This window comes from Cohnella cholangitidis (assembly GCF_014107495.1).
In the GTDB taxonomy this organism is placed as follows: Bacteria; Bacillota; Bacilli; order Paenibacillales; family Paenibacillaceae; genus Cohnella; species Cohnella cholangitidis.
On the sequence record NZ_CP041969.1, the window covers coordinates 4,873,008 to 4,888,866 of the forward strand.

At 52.3% G+C, this 15,859-nt stretch carries 11 protein-coding genes and 1 pseudogene; 9 read left to right on the plus strand and 3 right to left on the minus strand.

The features are described from left to right. Positions 1–235 precede the first annotated feature (235 nt). The 4 genes and pseudogenes from FPL14_RS22485 (at position 236) to pflA (ending at position 6,631) form a co-directional block, all read left to right on the plus strand. Positions 236–745, plus strand: coding sequence for a hemerythrin domain-containing protein (locus FPL14_RS22485; RefSeq protein WP_182299852.1), 510 nt, complete (start codon positions 236–238; stop codon positions 743–745). Positions 746–906: 161 nt separating this feature from the next. Beyond that, on the plus strand, positions 907–3,522 hold the full coding sequence (gene adhE, locus FPL14_RS22490; RefSeq protein ID WP_182299853.1) for a bifunctional acetaldehyde-CoA/alcohol dehydrogenase: 2,616 nt from the start codon (positions 907–909) through the stop codon (positions 3,520–3,522). Between the two features lie 41 nt (positions 3,523–3,563). Further along, positions 3,564–5,833: pseudogene (pflB, locus tag FPL14_RS22495) on the plus strand (formate C-acetyltransferase). 30 nt (positions 5,834–5,863) lie between these two features. Next, complete coding sequence (pflA, locus tag FPL14_RS22500) at positions 5,864–6,631, plus strand: pyruvate formate-lyase-activating protein (RefSeq protein WP_182299854.1); 768 nt, start codon at positions 5,864–5,866, stop codon at positions 6,629–6,631. 51 nt (positions 6,632–6,682) lie between these two features. On the opposite strand, the gene FPL14_RS30615 is transcribed toward pflA, so the two are convergent. From FPL14_RS30615 to FPL14_RS22510, 3 genes are all read right to left on the minus strand, one after another. After that, the gene (locus FPL14_RS30615) at positions 6,683–6,901 is read right to left on the minus strand and encodes an NlpC/P60 family protein (RefSeq protein ID WP_324617936.1); all 219 of its coding nucleotides are present in this window, start codon (positions 6,899–6,901) and stop codon (positions 6,683–6,685) included. Continuing rightward, on the minus strand, positions 6,802–7,704 hold the full coding sequence (locus FPL14_RS22505) for a C40 family peptidase (RefSeq protein WP_229263621.1): 903 nt from the start codon (positions 7,702–7,704) through the stop codon (positions 6,802–6,804). The genes FPL14_RS30615 and FPL14_RS22505 overlap by 100 nt, the downstream gene beginning before the upstream one ends. 102 nt (positions 7,705–7,806) lie before the next feature. Further along, positions 7,807–8,262, minus strand: coding sequence for a hypothetical protein (locus tag FPL14_RS22510; RefSeq protein ID WP_182299855.1), 456 nt, complete (start codon positions 8,260–8,262; stop codon positions 7,807–7,809). A gap of 244 nt (positions 8,263–8,506) precedes the next feature. On the opposite strand from FPL14_RS22510, the gene FPL14_RS22515 reads away from it, so the two are divergent. From FPL14_RS22515 to FPL14_RS22535, 5 genes are all read left to right on the plus strand, one after another. Beyond that, a complete protein-coding gene (locus FPL14_RS22515; RefSeq protein WP_182299856.1) occupies positions 8,507–8,923 on the plus strand; it encodes a TerB family tellurite resistance protein in 417 nt (138 codons plus the stop codon). Between the two features lie 168 nt (positions 8,924–9,091). Then, complete coding sequence (locus FPL14_RS22520; RefSeq protein ID WP_182299857.1) at positions 9,092–10,576, plus strand: YfbK domain-containing protein; 1,485 nt, start codon at positions 9,092–9,094, stop codon at positions 10,574–10,576. 166 nt (positions 10,577–10,742) lie between these two features. Beyond that, positions 10,743–12,431 (plus strand): extracellular solute-binding protein, encoded by a 1,689-nt coding sequence (locus FPL14_RS22525; protein ID WP_182299858.1) that lies wholly within the window; start codon positions 10,743–10,745, stop codon positions 12,429–12,431. Then, a complete protein-coding gene (locus FPL14_RS22530) occupies positions 12,428–14,176 on the plus strand; it encodes a cache domain-containing sensor histidine kinase (protein WP_182299859.1) in 1,749 nt (582 codons plus the stop codon). The genes FPL14_RS22525 and FPL14_RS22530 overlap by 4 nt, the downstream gene beginning before the upstream one ends. Continuing rightward, a complete protein-coding gene (locus FPL14_RS22535) occupies positions 14,176–15,837 on the plus strand; it encodes a response regulator transcription factor (RefSeq protein ID WP_182299860.1) in 1,662 nt (553 codons plus the stop codon). The genes FPL14_RS22530 and FPL14_RS22535 overlap by 1 nt, the downstream gene beginning before the upstream one ends. Positions 15,838–15,859: the final 22 nt, after the last annotated feature.

Below are 15,859 nucleotides of genomic sequence, written 5' to 3' on the forward strand. Positions count from 1 at the left end.
ATACTCACTTTTACATAGAACATTTTCAAATAACTATATTGTAAATCAAACGACTTTATTGTCAAAGAACAACGAGACAGCCTTCTTATCTATTTAAGAATAAAATGTGTCATTTCGAAATGTTTGGACTGTTCGCATGCTCAGTTGTGATTTTTTCACATTAATAATTCATCTTGCGAAGTATACTCAAATCAAGAAACAGCCACTTCAAACTTCGGTAACGGAGGGATACGCCATGAAACAGCATGTGTTGGAGAATACGTTCACGACTCTGGGCTACTCGAAGCTGGAGATGAGCGAGGCGGTCGAACGCTTGCACGAAGAGCACGAGGAACTGCGGGAAGAACTTCATGATCTGCATGTCTGGGTGAAGGCGGTCAGCGAAACATCAGGGGCGATCAATCGCACGGGAATCCTTAGCAATCTTAGAGAGACGGCCGATCAATTCAAGAGACAACTAGACGCTCACGCCAAGTGGGAAGAAGAACGATTGTTCCCGATGGTCGCCTGGTACTACGGCGAGGAGCTCGGTCAATTCACCTTGATGGAGCAAGAGCACGTACTGGCGGAGCAGTTCATCCAAGCTTTCGTCGATGCGTTGGAACGCGCGCCAGTGCGTCGCCACGAGGAGAAGGAGATGGTTTCTTATTTGACGCAGGCGATACTCATCTTGAACCAACATTTTCAAATGGAAGAGGAATTGATCGCAACGCTTATCGATCGTTCGGATAGTTACGGATATTGAGTCGAACCATACTGCCGACCGAACTCTACCGGTAAGGTTATTTTTCACCGGGTGTTATGTGAATTAATTCACAAAAATGCGGGATCAGTACAGAGACAGAGATACAGACAAAGAGATAAAGACAAAGAGAAGCTAGACAACAATAGGAGGTAGAGAGGAATATGGCGATCAAGGAAAAACAAGGCGAAGAGAAAGCGGTGCCGACTGCCCAGGTCGAGGTGAATCGCCTCGTTAACGCCGCTTTGAAGGCTAGAGACGAGTTCATGAAGCTGGATCAAGATCAGGTAGACCGCATAACGCAGCAAATGGCGCTGGCCGGCTTGGATCAGCATATGATCTTGGCGAAGATGGCGGTCGAGGAAACCGGAAGAGGCGTATACGAAGACAAAATCACGAAAAACATCTTCGCGACGGAGTACATCTACCACAGCATTAAGTCAGACAAAACCGTAGGCGTGATCGAAGAAAACCTGTACGAGAACTACCGCAAAGTAGCGGAACCTATCGGCGTAATCGCCGGGGTAACGCCCGTAACGAACCCGACCTCGACGACGATGTTCAAGGCGATCATCGCGATGAAGACGCGCAATCCGATTATTTTCGCTTTCCATCCTTCCGCCCAGAAGTGCAGCGAAGCAGCCGCCCGGACGGTGATGGAAGCCGCCGTCAACGCCGGAGCGCCGGAAGGATGCATTCAATGGGTGGCGACTCCGTCCTTGGAGGCGACAAGCCTGCTGATGAACCATCCCGACGTCGCTCTGGTGCTGGCGACCGGAGGTTCGGCCATGGTGAAGGCGGCCTATAGCACAGGGAAGCCGGCGCTCGGCGTCGGACCGGGCAACGTGCCGTGCTTCATCGAGAAATCCGCGGATCTTCATCAGGCGGTTACGGATTTGATCCTGTCCAAAACGTTCGACAACGGCATGATCTGCGCATCCGAACAAGCGGTTATCATCGAGGAGCCTATTTACGCCGAGACGAAACGGCTGATGAGCGAGCTGGGCTGCTACTTCCTGAACAAAGAAGAGACGGCAGCCGTATCCAAACTGGTCATCAACGAGGACAAATGCGCGGTTAACGCCGTCATTGTCGGTCAATCCGCGGCGAGCATCGCCAAGATAGCCAACATCAACGTCCCGGATAATACGAAAATCCTCGTCGCCGAGTTGAACGGCGTCGGCCCGGACTATCCGCTGTCGGCGGAGAAGCTAAGCCCGGTGCTTGCGAGCTACAAAGTGAAAAACGCCGCGCAAGGCATTCAGAGGGCGGCGGAAGTGACGGCTTTCGGGGGAATGGGCCACTCCTCGGTCATTCATTCCAAAGACGACGCGGTTATCGCCGAATTCGCCGCCACGTTAAAAACCGGACGCGTCATCGTCAATTCGCCGTCCACGCACGGGGCGATCGGCGATCTGTACAACACGAACCTGCCGTCCTTAACGCTCGGCTGCGGATCGTACGGCCACAACTCGACGACTTCGAACGTAACCGCGGTAAATCTGCTCAATATTAAGCGGGTTGCATACCGCACCGTAAACATGCAGTGGTTCAAGGTTCCGCCGAAAATCTATTTCGAGAAAGGGTCAACGCAATATTTGGAGAAAATGCCGGACATTCACCGGATCCTCATCGTCACCGACCCGGTGATGGTGAAACTCGGCTACGTCGAGAGGGTCGAGTATTACTTGCGCAAACGGAAAACGCCCGTCGCCATCGAAGTGTTCTCCGAAGTCGAGCCCGATCCTTCCGTGGAAACGGTGGAACGCGGCACGCGAATGATGGCGAGCTTCAAGCCGGATTGCGTCATCGCCCTCGGCGGCGGATCGCCGATGGACGCGGCTAAAGCGATGTGGCTGTTCTACGAATATCCGGAGACGTCGTTCCACTCGCTGAAGATGAAATTCCTGGACATCCGCAAACGGGTGTACAAGTATCCTCGCCTCGGCAACAAAGCGAAGTTCGTCGCGATTCCGACGACATCGGGAACGGGTTCCGAGGTCACTTCCTTCGCGGTCATCACGGATAAGAAGTCGGGCAATACGAAATATCCGTTGGCCGACTACGAATTGACGCCGGACGTCGCCATCATCGACCCGGAATACGTATATTCCTTGCCCGGAACGGCGGTTGCGGATACCGGAATGGACGTGCTGACGCATGCGATCGAGGCATACGTGTCGGTAATGGCCAACGATTACACGGACGGATTGGCGATCAAAGCGATCCAGCTCGTCTTCGAGAATCTCGAGAAATCGTATAAGACGGCCGACCCGCTGGCCCGCGAGAAAATGCACAATGCTTCGTCGATCGCCGGCATGGCTTTCGCGAATGCCTTCCTCGGCATCAACCACAGCTTGGCGCATAAGTGGGGCGGCGAATTCCATACGGCGCACGGCAGAACGAACGCGATTCTGATGCCTTACGTCATCCGATATAACGCGCAGCAACCGACGAAATTCGCTTCGTTCCCGAAATACGACCATTTCGTAGCGGATAAGCGGTATGCCGAAATCGCCAGAATCTTGGGGCTTCCCGCCCGGACGACCGAGGAGGGCGTGAACAGCTTGGTCGAGGCGATCCGGAAGTTGAATCGGACGCTCGACATCCCGGCATCGTTCGGAGAGCTCGGCATCGATCCTCAGAGATTCGAGAGCAGAGTGGAAGAGCTGGCGGATCGCGCGTTCGAGGACCAATGCACGACGGCCAACCCGCGCATGCCGCTCGTATCCGAGCTGGCCGACATATACCGGAAAGCCTTTTACGGTCGCGGCGAGTAACGACATCACGAATCAATCCTATTAGTGGAGGTGCCTGAATCATGGCAGTAAAAGAAGCGGAGCTTAGGCAGAACGGCAGAGGCAATGAAGCGTGGAGAGGATTCGCTTCCGGAAGTTGGCAAGAGCGCATCGACGTCAAAAATTTCCTGGATCGCAATATTACCCCGTATGCGGGAGACGAACGGTTTCTGTCCGGACCGACTGCGGCGACAACGGCGCTGTGGCAGCAAATCCAGCTGCTGACGAAGATGGAGCGGGAAAACGGGGGCGTTCTGGATATCGATCTTCGGACGATATCGACGATCACTTCCCATGCTCCGGGATATATCGATCAGAACAAGGAGCAGATCGTCGGCTTGCAAACCGACGCTCCGTTGAAACGGTCGGTTCAGCCGTTCGGCGGAATCAAGATGGTCGTGGATGCTTGCGAAGCGTACGGCTTCCAATTGCCGAGCGAGATCGTGAAGCTGTTCACCGAAGTTCGCAAAACCCACAACCAAGGCGTCTTCGATGCCTATACGACCGAGATGCGCACGGCGCGGAGGGCCGGCATTATTACCGGCTTGCCGACGCGTACGGACGCGGACGGATTATCGGGGATTACCGCAGAGTGGCGCTGTATGGAGTCGATCGCCTGATCGCCGGCAAGAAACAAGATCTGCTGCAGTCGGAAGTAGACACGATGACGGAGGACGTTATCCAGCTTCGCGAGGAGTTGTCGGAACAGATTCGCGCGCTGCAGGAATTGAAGCAGATGGCATCGGCCTACGGATATGATCTGTCCGGTCCTGCGACGAACGCCAAAGAGGCTTTCCAATGGCTCTACTTCGCCTATCTGGGAGCGATCAAAGAGCAGAACGGCGCGGCGATGAGCATCGGCCGGGTGTCCAGTTTCCTGGACGTATATATTGACCGCGACCTGCGCGAAGGCAAACTGTCGGAAGAGCAAGCGCAAGAGCTCATGGACCACTTCGTCATGAAACTGCGCATCGTGAAGTTTCTGCGGACGCCCGATTATAACGAGCTGTTCAGCGGCGACCCGACTTGGGTTACCGAGTCGATCGGCGGAATGGCGCTGAACGGGGAAACCCGCGTGACGCGCAGCTCGTTTCGGATTCTCCACACGTTATACAACTTAGGTCCGGCACCGGAACCGAACTTAACGGTATTATGGTCGGTGCAGCTGCCGGAAGCGTTCAAGCAATATTGCGCCAAGGTGTCTATCGAGACGAGCTCCATCCAATACGAGAACGATGACCTCATGCGCCCGCAATTCGGCGACGATTACGGAATCGCCTGTTGCGTATCCGCGATGCGGATCGGGAAGCAGATGCAGTTCTTCGGGGCTCGCGCCAATCTGGGCAAAGCATTGCTCTACGCGATCAATGGAGGCGTGGATGAGAAATTAGGCGTCCAGGTCGGTCCGGCTTACGCTCCGATTACCGGAGAGAAGCTCGATTACGATGAAGTGATGAAGAAGTACGACGACATGCTGGAGTGGCTGGCGAAGCTGTACATGAACACTTTGAACGTCATCCACTACATGCACGACAAATACTCCTACGAACGATTGGAGATGGCGCTCCACGATCGCGAAATTCTCCGCACGATGGCTTGCGGAATCGCCGGTTTATCGGTGGTGGCGGACAGCTTAAGCGCGATTAAATACGCGACGGTGAAGCCGATTCGGAACGACAAAGGAATCGCGGTCGATTTCGAAATCGAAGGCGACTATCCGCAATACGGCAATAACGACGAGAGAGTAGACCGAATCGCGGTGCAAATCACCGAAGCGTTCATGAACAAATTGCGCAAACACGACACTTACCGCAACGCGCTGCCGACGATGTCCGTGCTGACGATTACTTCCAACGTCGTATACGGAAAGAAAACGGGCAGCACTCCGGACGGAAGAAAAGCGGGAGAGCCGTTCGCTCCGGGAGCTAACCCGATGCATGGACGGGATCGGAAGGGAGCTCTCGCATCGCTCGCGTCCGTCGCGAAAATTCCGTACGACAGTTGTCTTGACGGCATCTCGAACACGTTCTCCATCATCCCCAAAGCTCTCGGCAAAGAGCAAGGGGTACGGATCAACAACATGGTGTCCATGCTGGACGGCTATGCGGAAAGCTCCGGTCATCATCTTAACGTCAACGTGTTCGACAGGGAACAGCTTATGGACGCGATGGAGCATCCGGAAAACTATCCTCAGCTTACGATTCGGGTGTCCGGCTATGCGGTTAATTTCATCAAGCTGACGAGAGAGCAGCAATTGGACGTTATCAACCGGACGTTCCATGGCGCGGTGTAATTCGGTTCGGCTGTAAGGGAGGTAGTTGGCATGAAAGGCAGAATCCACTCCATTGATACCTTCGGTACCGTTGACGGGCCGGGAATACGCTTCGTGCTTTTCATGCAGGGATGCGCGCTTCAGTGCCGCTTCTGCCACAACCCGGACACTTGGGATACGGGAGCCGGCAAAGCCGTATCGGTAGAAGAGGTTTTGCAGGAGATCGAGAAATATTTGCCTTACTATCGCCGATCGGGAGGCGGGATTACCGTAACGGGAGGAGAGCCGACGCTTCAAGCCGGTTTCGTGGCGGAGCTCTTCTCCGAATGCAAGAGGCGCTGGGGACTTCATACGGCGCTTGATTCGTCGGGCTTCTGCGATCCCGGCCACGCGAAGGCGCTGCTGGACGTAACGGACTTGGTGCTGCTCGATCTGAAGCAAATGAACCCTGAGAAGCACGAGTGGTTGACGAGCCGCGGGAACGACCGCATTCTGCAGTTCGCCGCCGCGCTGTCGGAGCGGAACAAGCCGATGTGGATCCGCCATGTGCTCATTCCCGGGATTACGGACGACGGCAACGATCTGCGCGTTTTAGGTTCATTCGTCGAAGGGCTGCGTGGAGTCGAGAAGCTTGAACTGCTCCCGTACCACCGAATGGGAATCTATAAGTGGCAGCAGCTCGGCAAGGCTTACCCGTTAGAAGGCGTGCAAACCCCAACGGATCGAGAAGTTCAGCGGGCTTACCGGCTCATCGAAGAAGGAAGAGCTCTCTATCGGCGAGAGCAAGGGTTGACAGGAGTTGCAGAGCAGACGTGTTAGATAAAGAAGAAGCTGTCCCATATCTATTCTGGGGCAGCTTCTTTTGACAGACTAGAACATTCTCCGCGCGGTAACGAACCGTTTTTTCCACTTGTCGCTAAACTCTTCGAAATGCACGCCTTGCTCTTTCGAGTAAGTATGCAGGATTCGATTGTCGCCGACGTAGATGCCTACGTGTCCGATGTCGAGCCCGCGGCGCTGAAGAACAGCAAATCGCCTTTCCGAAGCTGGTCTAGCTGCACTTCTTTGCCTTCCTTGGCTTGATCGTATGACACCCGCGGAAGATCAATGGACAGCACTTCGCTGAAGACGTGCCTGACGAAAGAGGAGCAGTCGAACGTTAACGTTTGATTAGCGTCCGCCCCGAATTCGTAAGGCGTGCCCAAATATCGCTGGCCAAAGGAAATAAGCTCGTCCCCTTGAAGCGAGGCGAGAGACGGGCTGGAATAATCGGTATAGAGAGGCTTGGCCGAAATAAATCCGATCCGATCGTCTTCGGTTCTGACTTCCAGCCAATTCGCGTCGATCTCCCGGAGGATTTGAATTTTCTCGCCTTTCCTTACCATTCGGGCTATCGGGCTATCGGGCAGCGCGGCGGGAGTAACGCGCAAGTTAACGCCATACGTTACGGTATTGCTGGCTACCTTAGAGGAGGAAATCGATATTTCGTTGGAGTAGGCATGCCACTTGACGAGATCGCCCATCGTTTCGCTTATGAAGCGCAAGGGAACCATCGAGAAGCCGCCTATGATCGTCCCGGGTTGGGTTAGGGGAACGCGTTCCTTATTTAGATAGGCGGACGTGTCTCCGATGCGGTATGTAAGGGTGGTGCCGTTCTTCGTTGCGGTAACCGTCCGAGTATCGTTTTCCCACGAAATTTCGGCTCCTTGCGCTTCGAATATGGAGCGCATAGGCACGAGCGTGGTGCCGTTTTTAACTACCGGCCGGGCGGCAAACTCGAGTTTCTTGCCATCGATGTAAACGTCGGGAGCCGCTATCGCAGCTGCGCTGATACGGGCATCTTGACATAGCAATAAGCCCAGCAAAGCGATCGAGCCGATTTTAACAAACATGGTGAATTCATCATCCTTTCGTCGTTGTCCCTACTTCTTATGACGAAAGGATGATGAAGTTAGTTGTGTGGAAATTACCGGTAATCGAAGCCGGGAGGCGGTTTATCCGGCGTTCGTAAACGGAAAAGAATCCGGAGATTTCGCGCAAACTTCCAAACTCTGACTGATAACCTGGGTGAATGCCGGCTCGTTCGTGGTCGGAATTACCCATACAGTTCGGTCGTTGAGAGAGGATCTCGGAAGCCGATACGCGTGATTGCCCAGAGGCTCCGAGTAGGATTCCGTGCGAAGCGTCATGCGAATGTGTCCGATAGCCTTGAATAGATTGCTATAATCCGTTAATTGCGCGGTATCCCAATGAATTCCGTCGATACGTTCCATGAGGAAGAGTCTGTCCGATCCCACTTCGTTCACAAGACGGATCCGATCCATGATCACATTGTTTTCGTTCAGCAGGAAATCGGCCATTTCCAAGGCGTGGCTTTTCCTTCTTGCTTTCACCATTAATGACAAAGTTACGTTTAACGTTGCTCGTTCCAAACTAAGGCTTCTGATCATCGTGAGGTTATCGATCTCCTTCGATTTATGAATTTTGATACTCTATCCATCTTACCTATATGCAACCGAAAAGAATGTTAGACTGTCGGGTCTAATCTTAACTATTATTGTCGATGATCCTTTTAGATCGCTTAACGGAGCGAAATCGGAACATTTCGAGACATTATCGCCGAACCGAACAGGAATAGAGCCCGAAGCGTCGAAATGGTGTACGGACATATTTTTAATAGAGGAGCTGTCGGCATTGTTTTTACATTTTCTACAGGCAAAAGAACATAAAGAAGCGTTTCTGGAACTCGCGCAAGTCGTGGCGAACGCCGACGGATACGTAAGCGGAAACGAAGCGAGGAATCTGCAGTCGTTCAGAATAGAAATGGGCATGGAGATTAACGGGATATCGCCGGTTGCGCCAAGAAGACAAATCTCGGAAATCATCGGCGGCATTCGGGACGAGCAAGTCAAAAACGTTTTTTTCACGGAAATTCTGCTTCTCGTCTTCGCGGACGGGGATTATAGCGATGACGAACAAGAGCTCGTGCACGAGATGAAGCGGCTGTTCGGTTATTCCGACGAAGTGTACGAGAAGATCAAGGATTGGGTCATTCGTCTGGATCAATTGAAGATCGAAGGCGTTAAGCTCATACTAGACCCGTCTCTGTAAACGGACATTGACAAAAGAAACCCTGCTCGCGCCGCGGCGCGAGCAGGGTTTTCGTTATTCGCGTCGCATGGAGGTACTAAGGAAAAATGGTACTATCGCGATTTGATTTTCTTCCTCATAATGGAAATATAAAGGTTCCCGACAGAGGAACCTAAAGGGGGAATTCAAATGAGAAGAAGGTCGTTTCTGCCTTTTATCGTCGCGATGGCCATTGTCGTTTCCGGGTGCAGCGCTTCTAGCAATGAGGATGACTCAGCGCCCGTCGCCGCGCAAAGCGAGGCGCAAGCGCGCGCTCCGATCGAAGCCCCGCCGAACGATATGTACTTCAAGGATTACGGGTCGAATGCATTCGTCTCCGCCGAAGACGACCGTCAATCTACCTTTGCCGTCGACGTCGATACGGGGGCTTACGCGATTGCAAGAAGCTATGTGGAGGACGGCTCTTTTCCTCCCCGCGAAGCAGTCCGGACGGAGGAATTCATTAACTATTTCGATCCGGGTTACGAGCCTCCGCGCGAAGATACTTTCGCCATACACGTAGACGCGGGCGCATCGCCCATAGAAGATGACGATTATTCGATCGTTCGCATCGGGATCAAAGGGAAGGAAGTCGATTCCGAGCAGCGGAAACCGGTGAACCTTACGTTCGTGATCGACGTATCCGGATCGATGGACAAGGATAATCGAATAGATCTGGTTAAAGACAGTTTGGAGCTGCTCATCGGGCAGTTAAGAGACGACGATACGATCGGCATAGTAGTTTACGGAACGACAGCTCATAAAGTATTGGATCCGACTTCGGTGGAACAAAGGGACGCCATTCTCGATGCGATAGAAAGTATCGAGATCGAAAATACGACGAACGTGGAAGAGGGCTTGCTGCTCGGTTACAAAATGGCGAACGAAACGTTCGAGCCGGAGAAGATCAACAGGGTCATTCTTTGCTCCGACGGGGTGGCCAACGTAGGCAGAACCGGACCGGAGGACATTCTGGAACAGATCGAGCGTTACTCCGAACAGGATATTTATTTAAGCACTTTCGGATACGGAATGGGAAATTACAATGACGTGCTGATGGAGCAATTGGCGGACAAAGGGAACGGGGTGTACGCTTATATCGACGATATGGGCGAAGCAAAGAAAGTATTTAAAGAGAAGCTGACGGGCAATTTGCAGACGATCGCGAAGGACGCCAAAATCCAAGTGGAGTTCGATCCGGGCAAAGTCGAGAGCTATCGTCTGCTAGGTTACGAGAACCGCGCGGTTTCCGACGAGGATTTCCGCAACAACCGGGTAGACGGAGGAGAAGTGGGGGCAGGCCATTCCGTAACGGCGCTCTATCAAGTCCGCTTGAAAAACAAAGCGGCGGGGCAGCTTGGCAAGGTCACGATCCGTTACAAAAACGTAGACGATCGTGCGGAAATTCGGGAAATGAGCGAAGAGATCCGTCTGTCCGGCGAATTGTCCGACAATACGAAATTTCTGGTTGCCGTAGCGAAGTTCGCCGAGTTGATCCGCGAAGGCGAAGGAGCGAGCGCTCCCGCGCTTGAGGAAATACGCATGCTGGCCAAAGGCAATGCCGAGGGCAAGGAACAAAAAGAGTTCGTAAAGTTGATAGACCGTGCGATTGATCTGGGCAAAGAGACGGAATAACACTAAAGGCTAGCTCGAGAAGGCGGCGATCGCTCTCATCTACGGATGGGAGCGGATCGCCTGTTTGGCATTTCCGGATTTACGCCATGCAGCGACAAAATGTATAATATTGGATATCACCCACGAGTCAACCATACAACGATCATAGTTACGGGGGAGTCATGCTATGAGAGTAGGGTTAGGGAGATGTTCATTATTTACTTGTCTAATCATTGCGAATGCGATCAGCCTGACCGGATGTATAGATCCGGCAATCACTAAGCGGCATTCCGACGCCCAGCCTCAAGCTGCGTCGACTCCATCAACCGCTAACGCGAAGCTTGTCCCGGTTACGATTACGACCGTGGAGGAAATCGTGCCATCCATGGTATTTAAGAACGGGGAAACCCCCGAGAACAATTGGCATACGAGATGGGCGAAGGAAAAACGCGGAATCGACTTTAAGGTGCTTTGGTCTGCCAGCAGCCAGAACAATGCTTATATCACGAAGCTTCGGCTTTCTCTAAACGCGAACGAGCCGCTGCCCGATACTTTCCACGTGTACGATAAGTTTCTGGCAAGCGAGCTTATAGAAGCGGGGAAGCTCAAGGATATCACGAACGAGTTCAATAAGTATGCTTCCCCGCGCATGAAGGAGCTTTATGCCCGATATCCGGAAGTATGGTACCCGGTAACGAAGGACGGGAAAAAGTACGGATTGCCGGTACTGACGGCTGGAGACGAACAGGACGCGCTCATGTTCATTCGTCAGGACTGGCTGGACAAGCTGCGGTTGTCGCCTCCGAAGACGATCGAAGAGTTAGAGAAAGTGATGGACGCATTCGTTAACGACGATCCCGACGGCAATGGGCTGAATGATACGATCGGCATGTCGACCGGTCTTAAAGACGGCTTGTTCTCCGTAGTCGGAGACGCCAGTTGGTTGTTCGGATCTTATGGAGACGCGTTGCCGGACCAATGGTTAAAAACGGAGGACGGCTCTTTGCAATACGGTTCCTTACAGCCGAATGCGAAGCAGGCGTTAGCTAAATACGCGGAATGGCTGAAAAAGGGATACTTGGACAAGGAAATCGCCTTAATGGACGGAGGCATGGCCGCGGAAGCGTTCAACGAAGGGAAGTCCGGCATTTATTTCGGCGCGTTCTGGAATGTGGCCTGGCCTCTAGGCGACGTGAAGAAAAGAGCGCCCGAAGCCATAGTCAAAGCTTACCCGTTGCCGGCCGGCCCGAATGGGCAAATCGCCCGGAAAGCTTCGTTGCTGTCCGTTGGATTTATTCTATTCAACAAAGATTTCGCGCATATGGAAGAAATCTTGAAATACTACGATGTTTTATACGGTTTCTTATTCTCTGAAGAGAAGGACGAGCTGAGGTACGGATTCGCCGAAGGGTACGATTACGCAATGGCGAACGGAGAGCCTGTCTATGACGAAAGCAAAATACCCGGCGGGAAAATCGAGGCCAAGAAGGTTATCCTATCCAACGACGAGCCGAACATTCCGTTCAAGCAGACGAGAATCTATTATGATCTGCATCATGGGAAAAAGCCCGAATCGGCTTACGAGAAATATTTGTTCGGCGCGGGACCGGAAATTCACCAGGCGGGCGCGGTTAATTACGAGATGATGAAATACTCCGTCCGCGATCGATTTAACGGGGCACCGACGACAACGATGAAGGAGAAGGACGAATACCTTAGGAAATTGGAAAATGAAACGTTTATTCAGATCATTTACGGGAACGCCCCTATCGATCATTTCGACGAATTCGTGCGAAAGTGGAAGAACTCTGGCGGAGATGAAATCACCAAAGAAGTGAACGATTGGTACTTGTCGGTTAACCGGGGCGAACCATGACAATCCGATATTCGTTGTTCGCCAAAATACTGGTTCTGATCCTGTTGCTCCTCGTTCCCGTAATTCTGTTGATCGGTTATTCCCACCAGGTGAGCGTCAAAGTCATCGAATCGGAGCTGCAGCATACGAACCAACGGCAGCTTTCTTTTTTGCTGCATCAAATGGATACTTCGATCAAGCAGCTTGAACAGCTGGCGGTCATTCTGAACCGCGATCCAAGCGTGCGGGATCTTCCTAATCTCCCCTATAAAGACAACTTACTGGACAGGGTCAAAACGAAAGCCGCGGTATTGGAAAAGCTTACGTTACAGAGCCTTTCTAGTAACTGGAGCAACGAATTTGTCGTATATTCCCCCACTGCCAAGCAACGCATCGGCATCCAATCATCGATTCCTTATGAAGAAAGCTATTTTCCCGATAATCTGTCCTCCTATTGGCGGATAGAGGCTCAAGCTTCCGCGGCAGGGAAGGAAACTCGGGTGTTCAAAAGATTCATTGTGGACAACCTACTGCCGGTCGCGGATATTTCCAAATCCAAATTGATACTGGAAGTGCTCTTCGACGCGGACAATATCGCCGACCTTCTGTCGAACTATCAAGAAGGAGGAAGGGGAAGTCCGTTCCTCTATCATCCCAATGAGCGGCCTATCTATGGGAAACAGCCGGACTCGAAAGCGACGGAAGGGTTGATCGCTTGGCTCGATAAGCAAAACTTGGAGCAAGAAGCCGCGTTTCGCATAAAGCTGAACGGAAGAGGATACCAGGTATATTATTCGGAATCGAAAACGATGGACTGGTATTTGGTCGATTTCCTGCCCGTGGAAGATGTCGTTACCCCGATCTACAAAAGCCGCAATCTATTCTTTATCGCGATAGGCGTGCTTCTCGCCACTAGCTTCGCCGCTTTGGCGCTGTTGTACCGGAACATTCAGATTCCTGTCCGGCAGTTGGTGAGAGGGTTCAAGGAAATTCGCGACGGCCGGTTCTCGGCAAGGGTTCCTCTCGGCTCCAGTCCTGAATTCGTCTATATGCAACGGGGCTTTAACGAGATGGCCAAGGAAATTCAACTGCTCGTCGAGTCGGTGTACGAGGAAAAGATTCGCTCTAAGGACGCCCGGTTGAAACAACTGCAAGCGCAGGTGAACCCGCATTTTCTATACAATTGCCTAGCTTATATTACTAGCATGAACGAGTTAGAGAATCGAGAAGCGGTGGCATCCATGGCGCATAATCTTGGCGACTATTATCGTTTCACGACCCGATCGGACAAAGAGATAACGACGCTGAGGGAAGAGCTGTCGATCGTCACGAACTATTTGAACATTCAACATATGAGGATGCCCCGGTTAACCTTTACGATCGATATTCCGGACGCCATGAACAATCTGGTCGTTCCTCGTCTTTCTCTCCAGCCAATCATCGAGAACGCCGTCGTCCATGGGATCGAATTGAAGCCGGGAGAAGCGATGATCCGCATCATGTGTTGCACGGAGGAGGAGCGGTGCAGCATTATCGTCGACGACAATGGCATCGGCCTAACGGAAGAGCAGATGCTGGATATGGACAAGCGAGTGGGGAGTCCGTCGGAGAGCGAGCTCGGTTATGGGCTGTGGAATACCTGTCATCGGTTTCAACTTATGTTCGGACAGTCCTCCGAAATTCGTTTCGAGCCGTCTCCATTAGGCGGGTTGCGCGTCCAATTGCTGTGGAACGTCGAACCTTTCAAAAGAGAAGAGGGATGTTAATGACCACGCTGCTCATCGTTGACGACGAGACTCATTTGGTGGATAGTCTCGCGGAGAGTCTGGATTGGAGCTCTCTTGGCATAGAGTCCGTATGGAAGGCCTATTCCGCGTACGAAGCGATCGAACGTATGAAGGCTCAATCCGTAGACATTCTAGTGACGGACGTACGAATGCCCGGGATGTCCGGGCTGGAATTGATTGCTTACGTTAATCGGCATCATCGAAAAGTCAAATCCGTATTGTTGACCGGGCATGCGGAGTTTGCCTACGCCAAGGAGGCCGTTCAGGCGCAAGCGATGGATTATTTGCTCAAGCCGGTCAGGGCGGAAGTGCTGGAACAATGTCTTAAACGAATTCTGGAGATGATCAAGCAAGAATGGGAGGAAGTCAGCTCTTATCGGAGAGCGGTCGCCACCGTTCGCGGCAATCTTCCGCTGCTGCGGGCTTCGCTTCTGGAAAATTTGCTTTACGGCAAACGGTATGCTCCCCATGAACTTATCGACCGTCTCAAGCTTTTCGAGATCCCATTTCAGCCGGAAGACGAGTTCGCGATGATGTTGATTCGGCTGGAGGAGGAGTTCGCGCGCTATGACGTTCAGGGAATGTCCTTGATCGAGAATGCCGTAACGAATATTGCCGAGGAAATTTTCGGGGAATGGTTCGAGCTCTGGTATTGTCGGGACAAGCGCGATTATCTTGTTTTTCTAATAAAAGAGAAACAAGGGCTGAAGCAATCGAAAGGAAATCGAATGGATGAAGAAGATCGGCCAGAGAGCAGCCGTTCCCATCTGGAAGATGCCGCGACCCGATTGCAATACAACGTAAACCGGTATCTGAAAGGAACCGTATCCGTCATCATAAGCGACAGGCAAGCGTTTCCTTCCGACGTGTCCGAGACGTACCGACGGATGGTCGCTACGTTCCTTCAGAAAGTCGGCAATATCAGAGACATGTTCGTTACGTTGTCCGGCCAACGCAGGGAGACCGAAGAAGTTCATTCATTGCGAATTCCCCATGAATCGCCGATATTAATCCATCTGCTAGAGTCCGGAAGATGGGAGGAGGCGGAACATAAAATCAACGGCATTTTGGACGAATTGACCGAACGATGGAACGATTCGCAAGCCCATCTATACGAGGTGTTCTTCCACATCGCCGGCGCTTTCATTCCTATCGTTCATCGCAGCGAGCTAACTTTGTCATCCGTGTTGGGGGAAGATTTCGACAAGCTTGCGGTAGGACCGTGGTGCCGTTCGCCGAAGCTGCTGCGAGAATGGGCCTTGCGGCATCTGCATCGGATCCGCGACGAGCTGGCGCGGCGAACGGCTAGCAGCCAAAGCTTCATCGTACGGCAGATCCATGCTTTAATCGAGCGAACCGCGATAAAGGAGCTCACCGTACAAACGATTGCGGACGAGGTCCGGCTGCATCCCGTCTACCTATCCAAAATATACAAGCTGGAAACGGGGATGAACATAAGCGATTATTTGCTTCGCCACCGAATGAATCGGGCGCAATATTTGCTGGCGAAAACAAAGAACAAAATATACGAGATTACGTCGGAGCTAGGATTCCAAAATCCGAATTATTTCGCCAAGGTATTCCGGCGACAGTTCGGCATGACTCCGCAGGAATACCGAGAACGGGCGAATCTTGAATGATTATCCGAAATCTTGCAAATCT

Excerpts from the sequence above, each read along its gene's own strand:
- FPL14_RS22485 (WP_182299852.1), top strand. The coding sequence starts at position 236 with ATGAAACAGCATGTGTTGGAGAATACGTTCACGACTCTGGGCTACTCG.
- adhE (WP_182299853.1), top strand. The coding sequence starts at position 907 with ATGGCGATCAAGGAAAAACAAGGCGAAGAGAAAGCGGTGCCGACTGCC.
- pflA (WP_182299854.1), top strand. The coding sequence starts at position 5,864 with ATGAAAGGCAGAATCCACTCCATTGATACCTTCGGTACCGTTGACGGG.
- FPL14_RS22505 (WP_229263621.1), bottom strand. The coding sequence starts at position 7,704 with ATGTTTGTTAAAATCGGCTCGATCGCTTTGCTGGGCTTATTGCTATGT.
- FPL14_RS22510 (WP_182299855.1), bottom strand. The coding sequence starts at position 8,262 with ATGATCAGAAGCCTTAGTTTGGAACGAGCAACGTTAAACGTAACTTTG.
- FPL14_RS22520 (WP_182299857.1), top strand. The coding sequence starts at position 9,092 with ATGAGAAGAAGGTCGTTTCTGCCTTTTATCGTCGCGATGGCCATTGTC.
- FPL14_RS22525 (WP_182299858.1), top strand. The coding sequence starts at position 10,743 with ATGAGAGTAGGGTTAGGGAGATGTTCATTATTTACTTGTCTAATCATT.
- FPL14_RS22530 (WP_182299859.1), top strand. The coding sequence starts at position 12,428 with ATGACAATCCGATATTCGTTGTTCGCCAAAATACTGGTTCTGATCCTG.
- FPL14_RS22535 (WP_182299860.1), top strand. The coding sequence starts at position 14,176 with ATGACCACGCTGCTCATCGTTGACGACGAGACTCATTTGGTGGATAGT.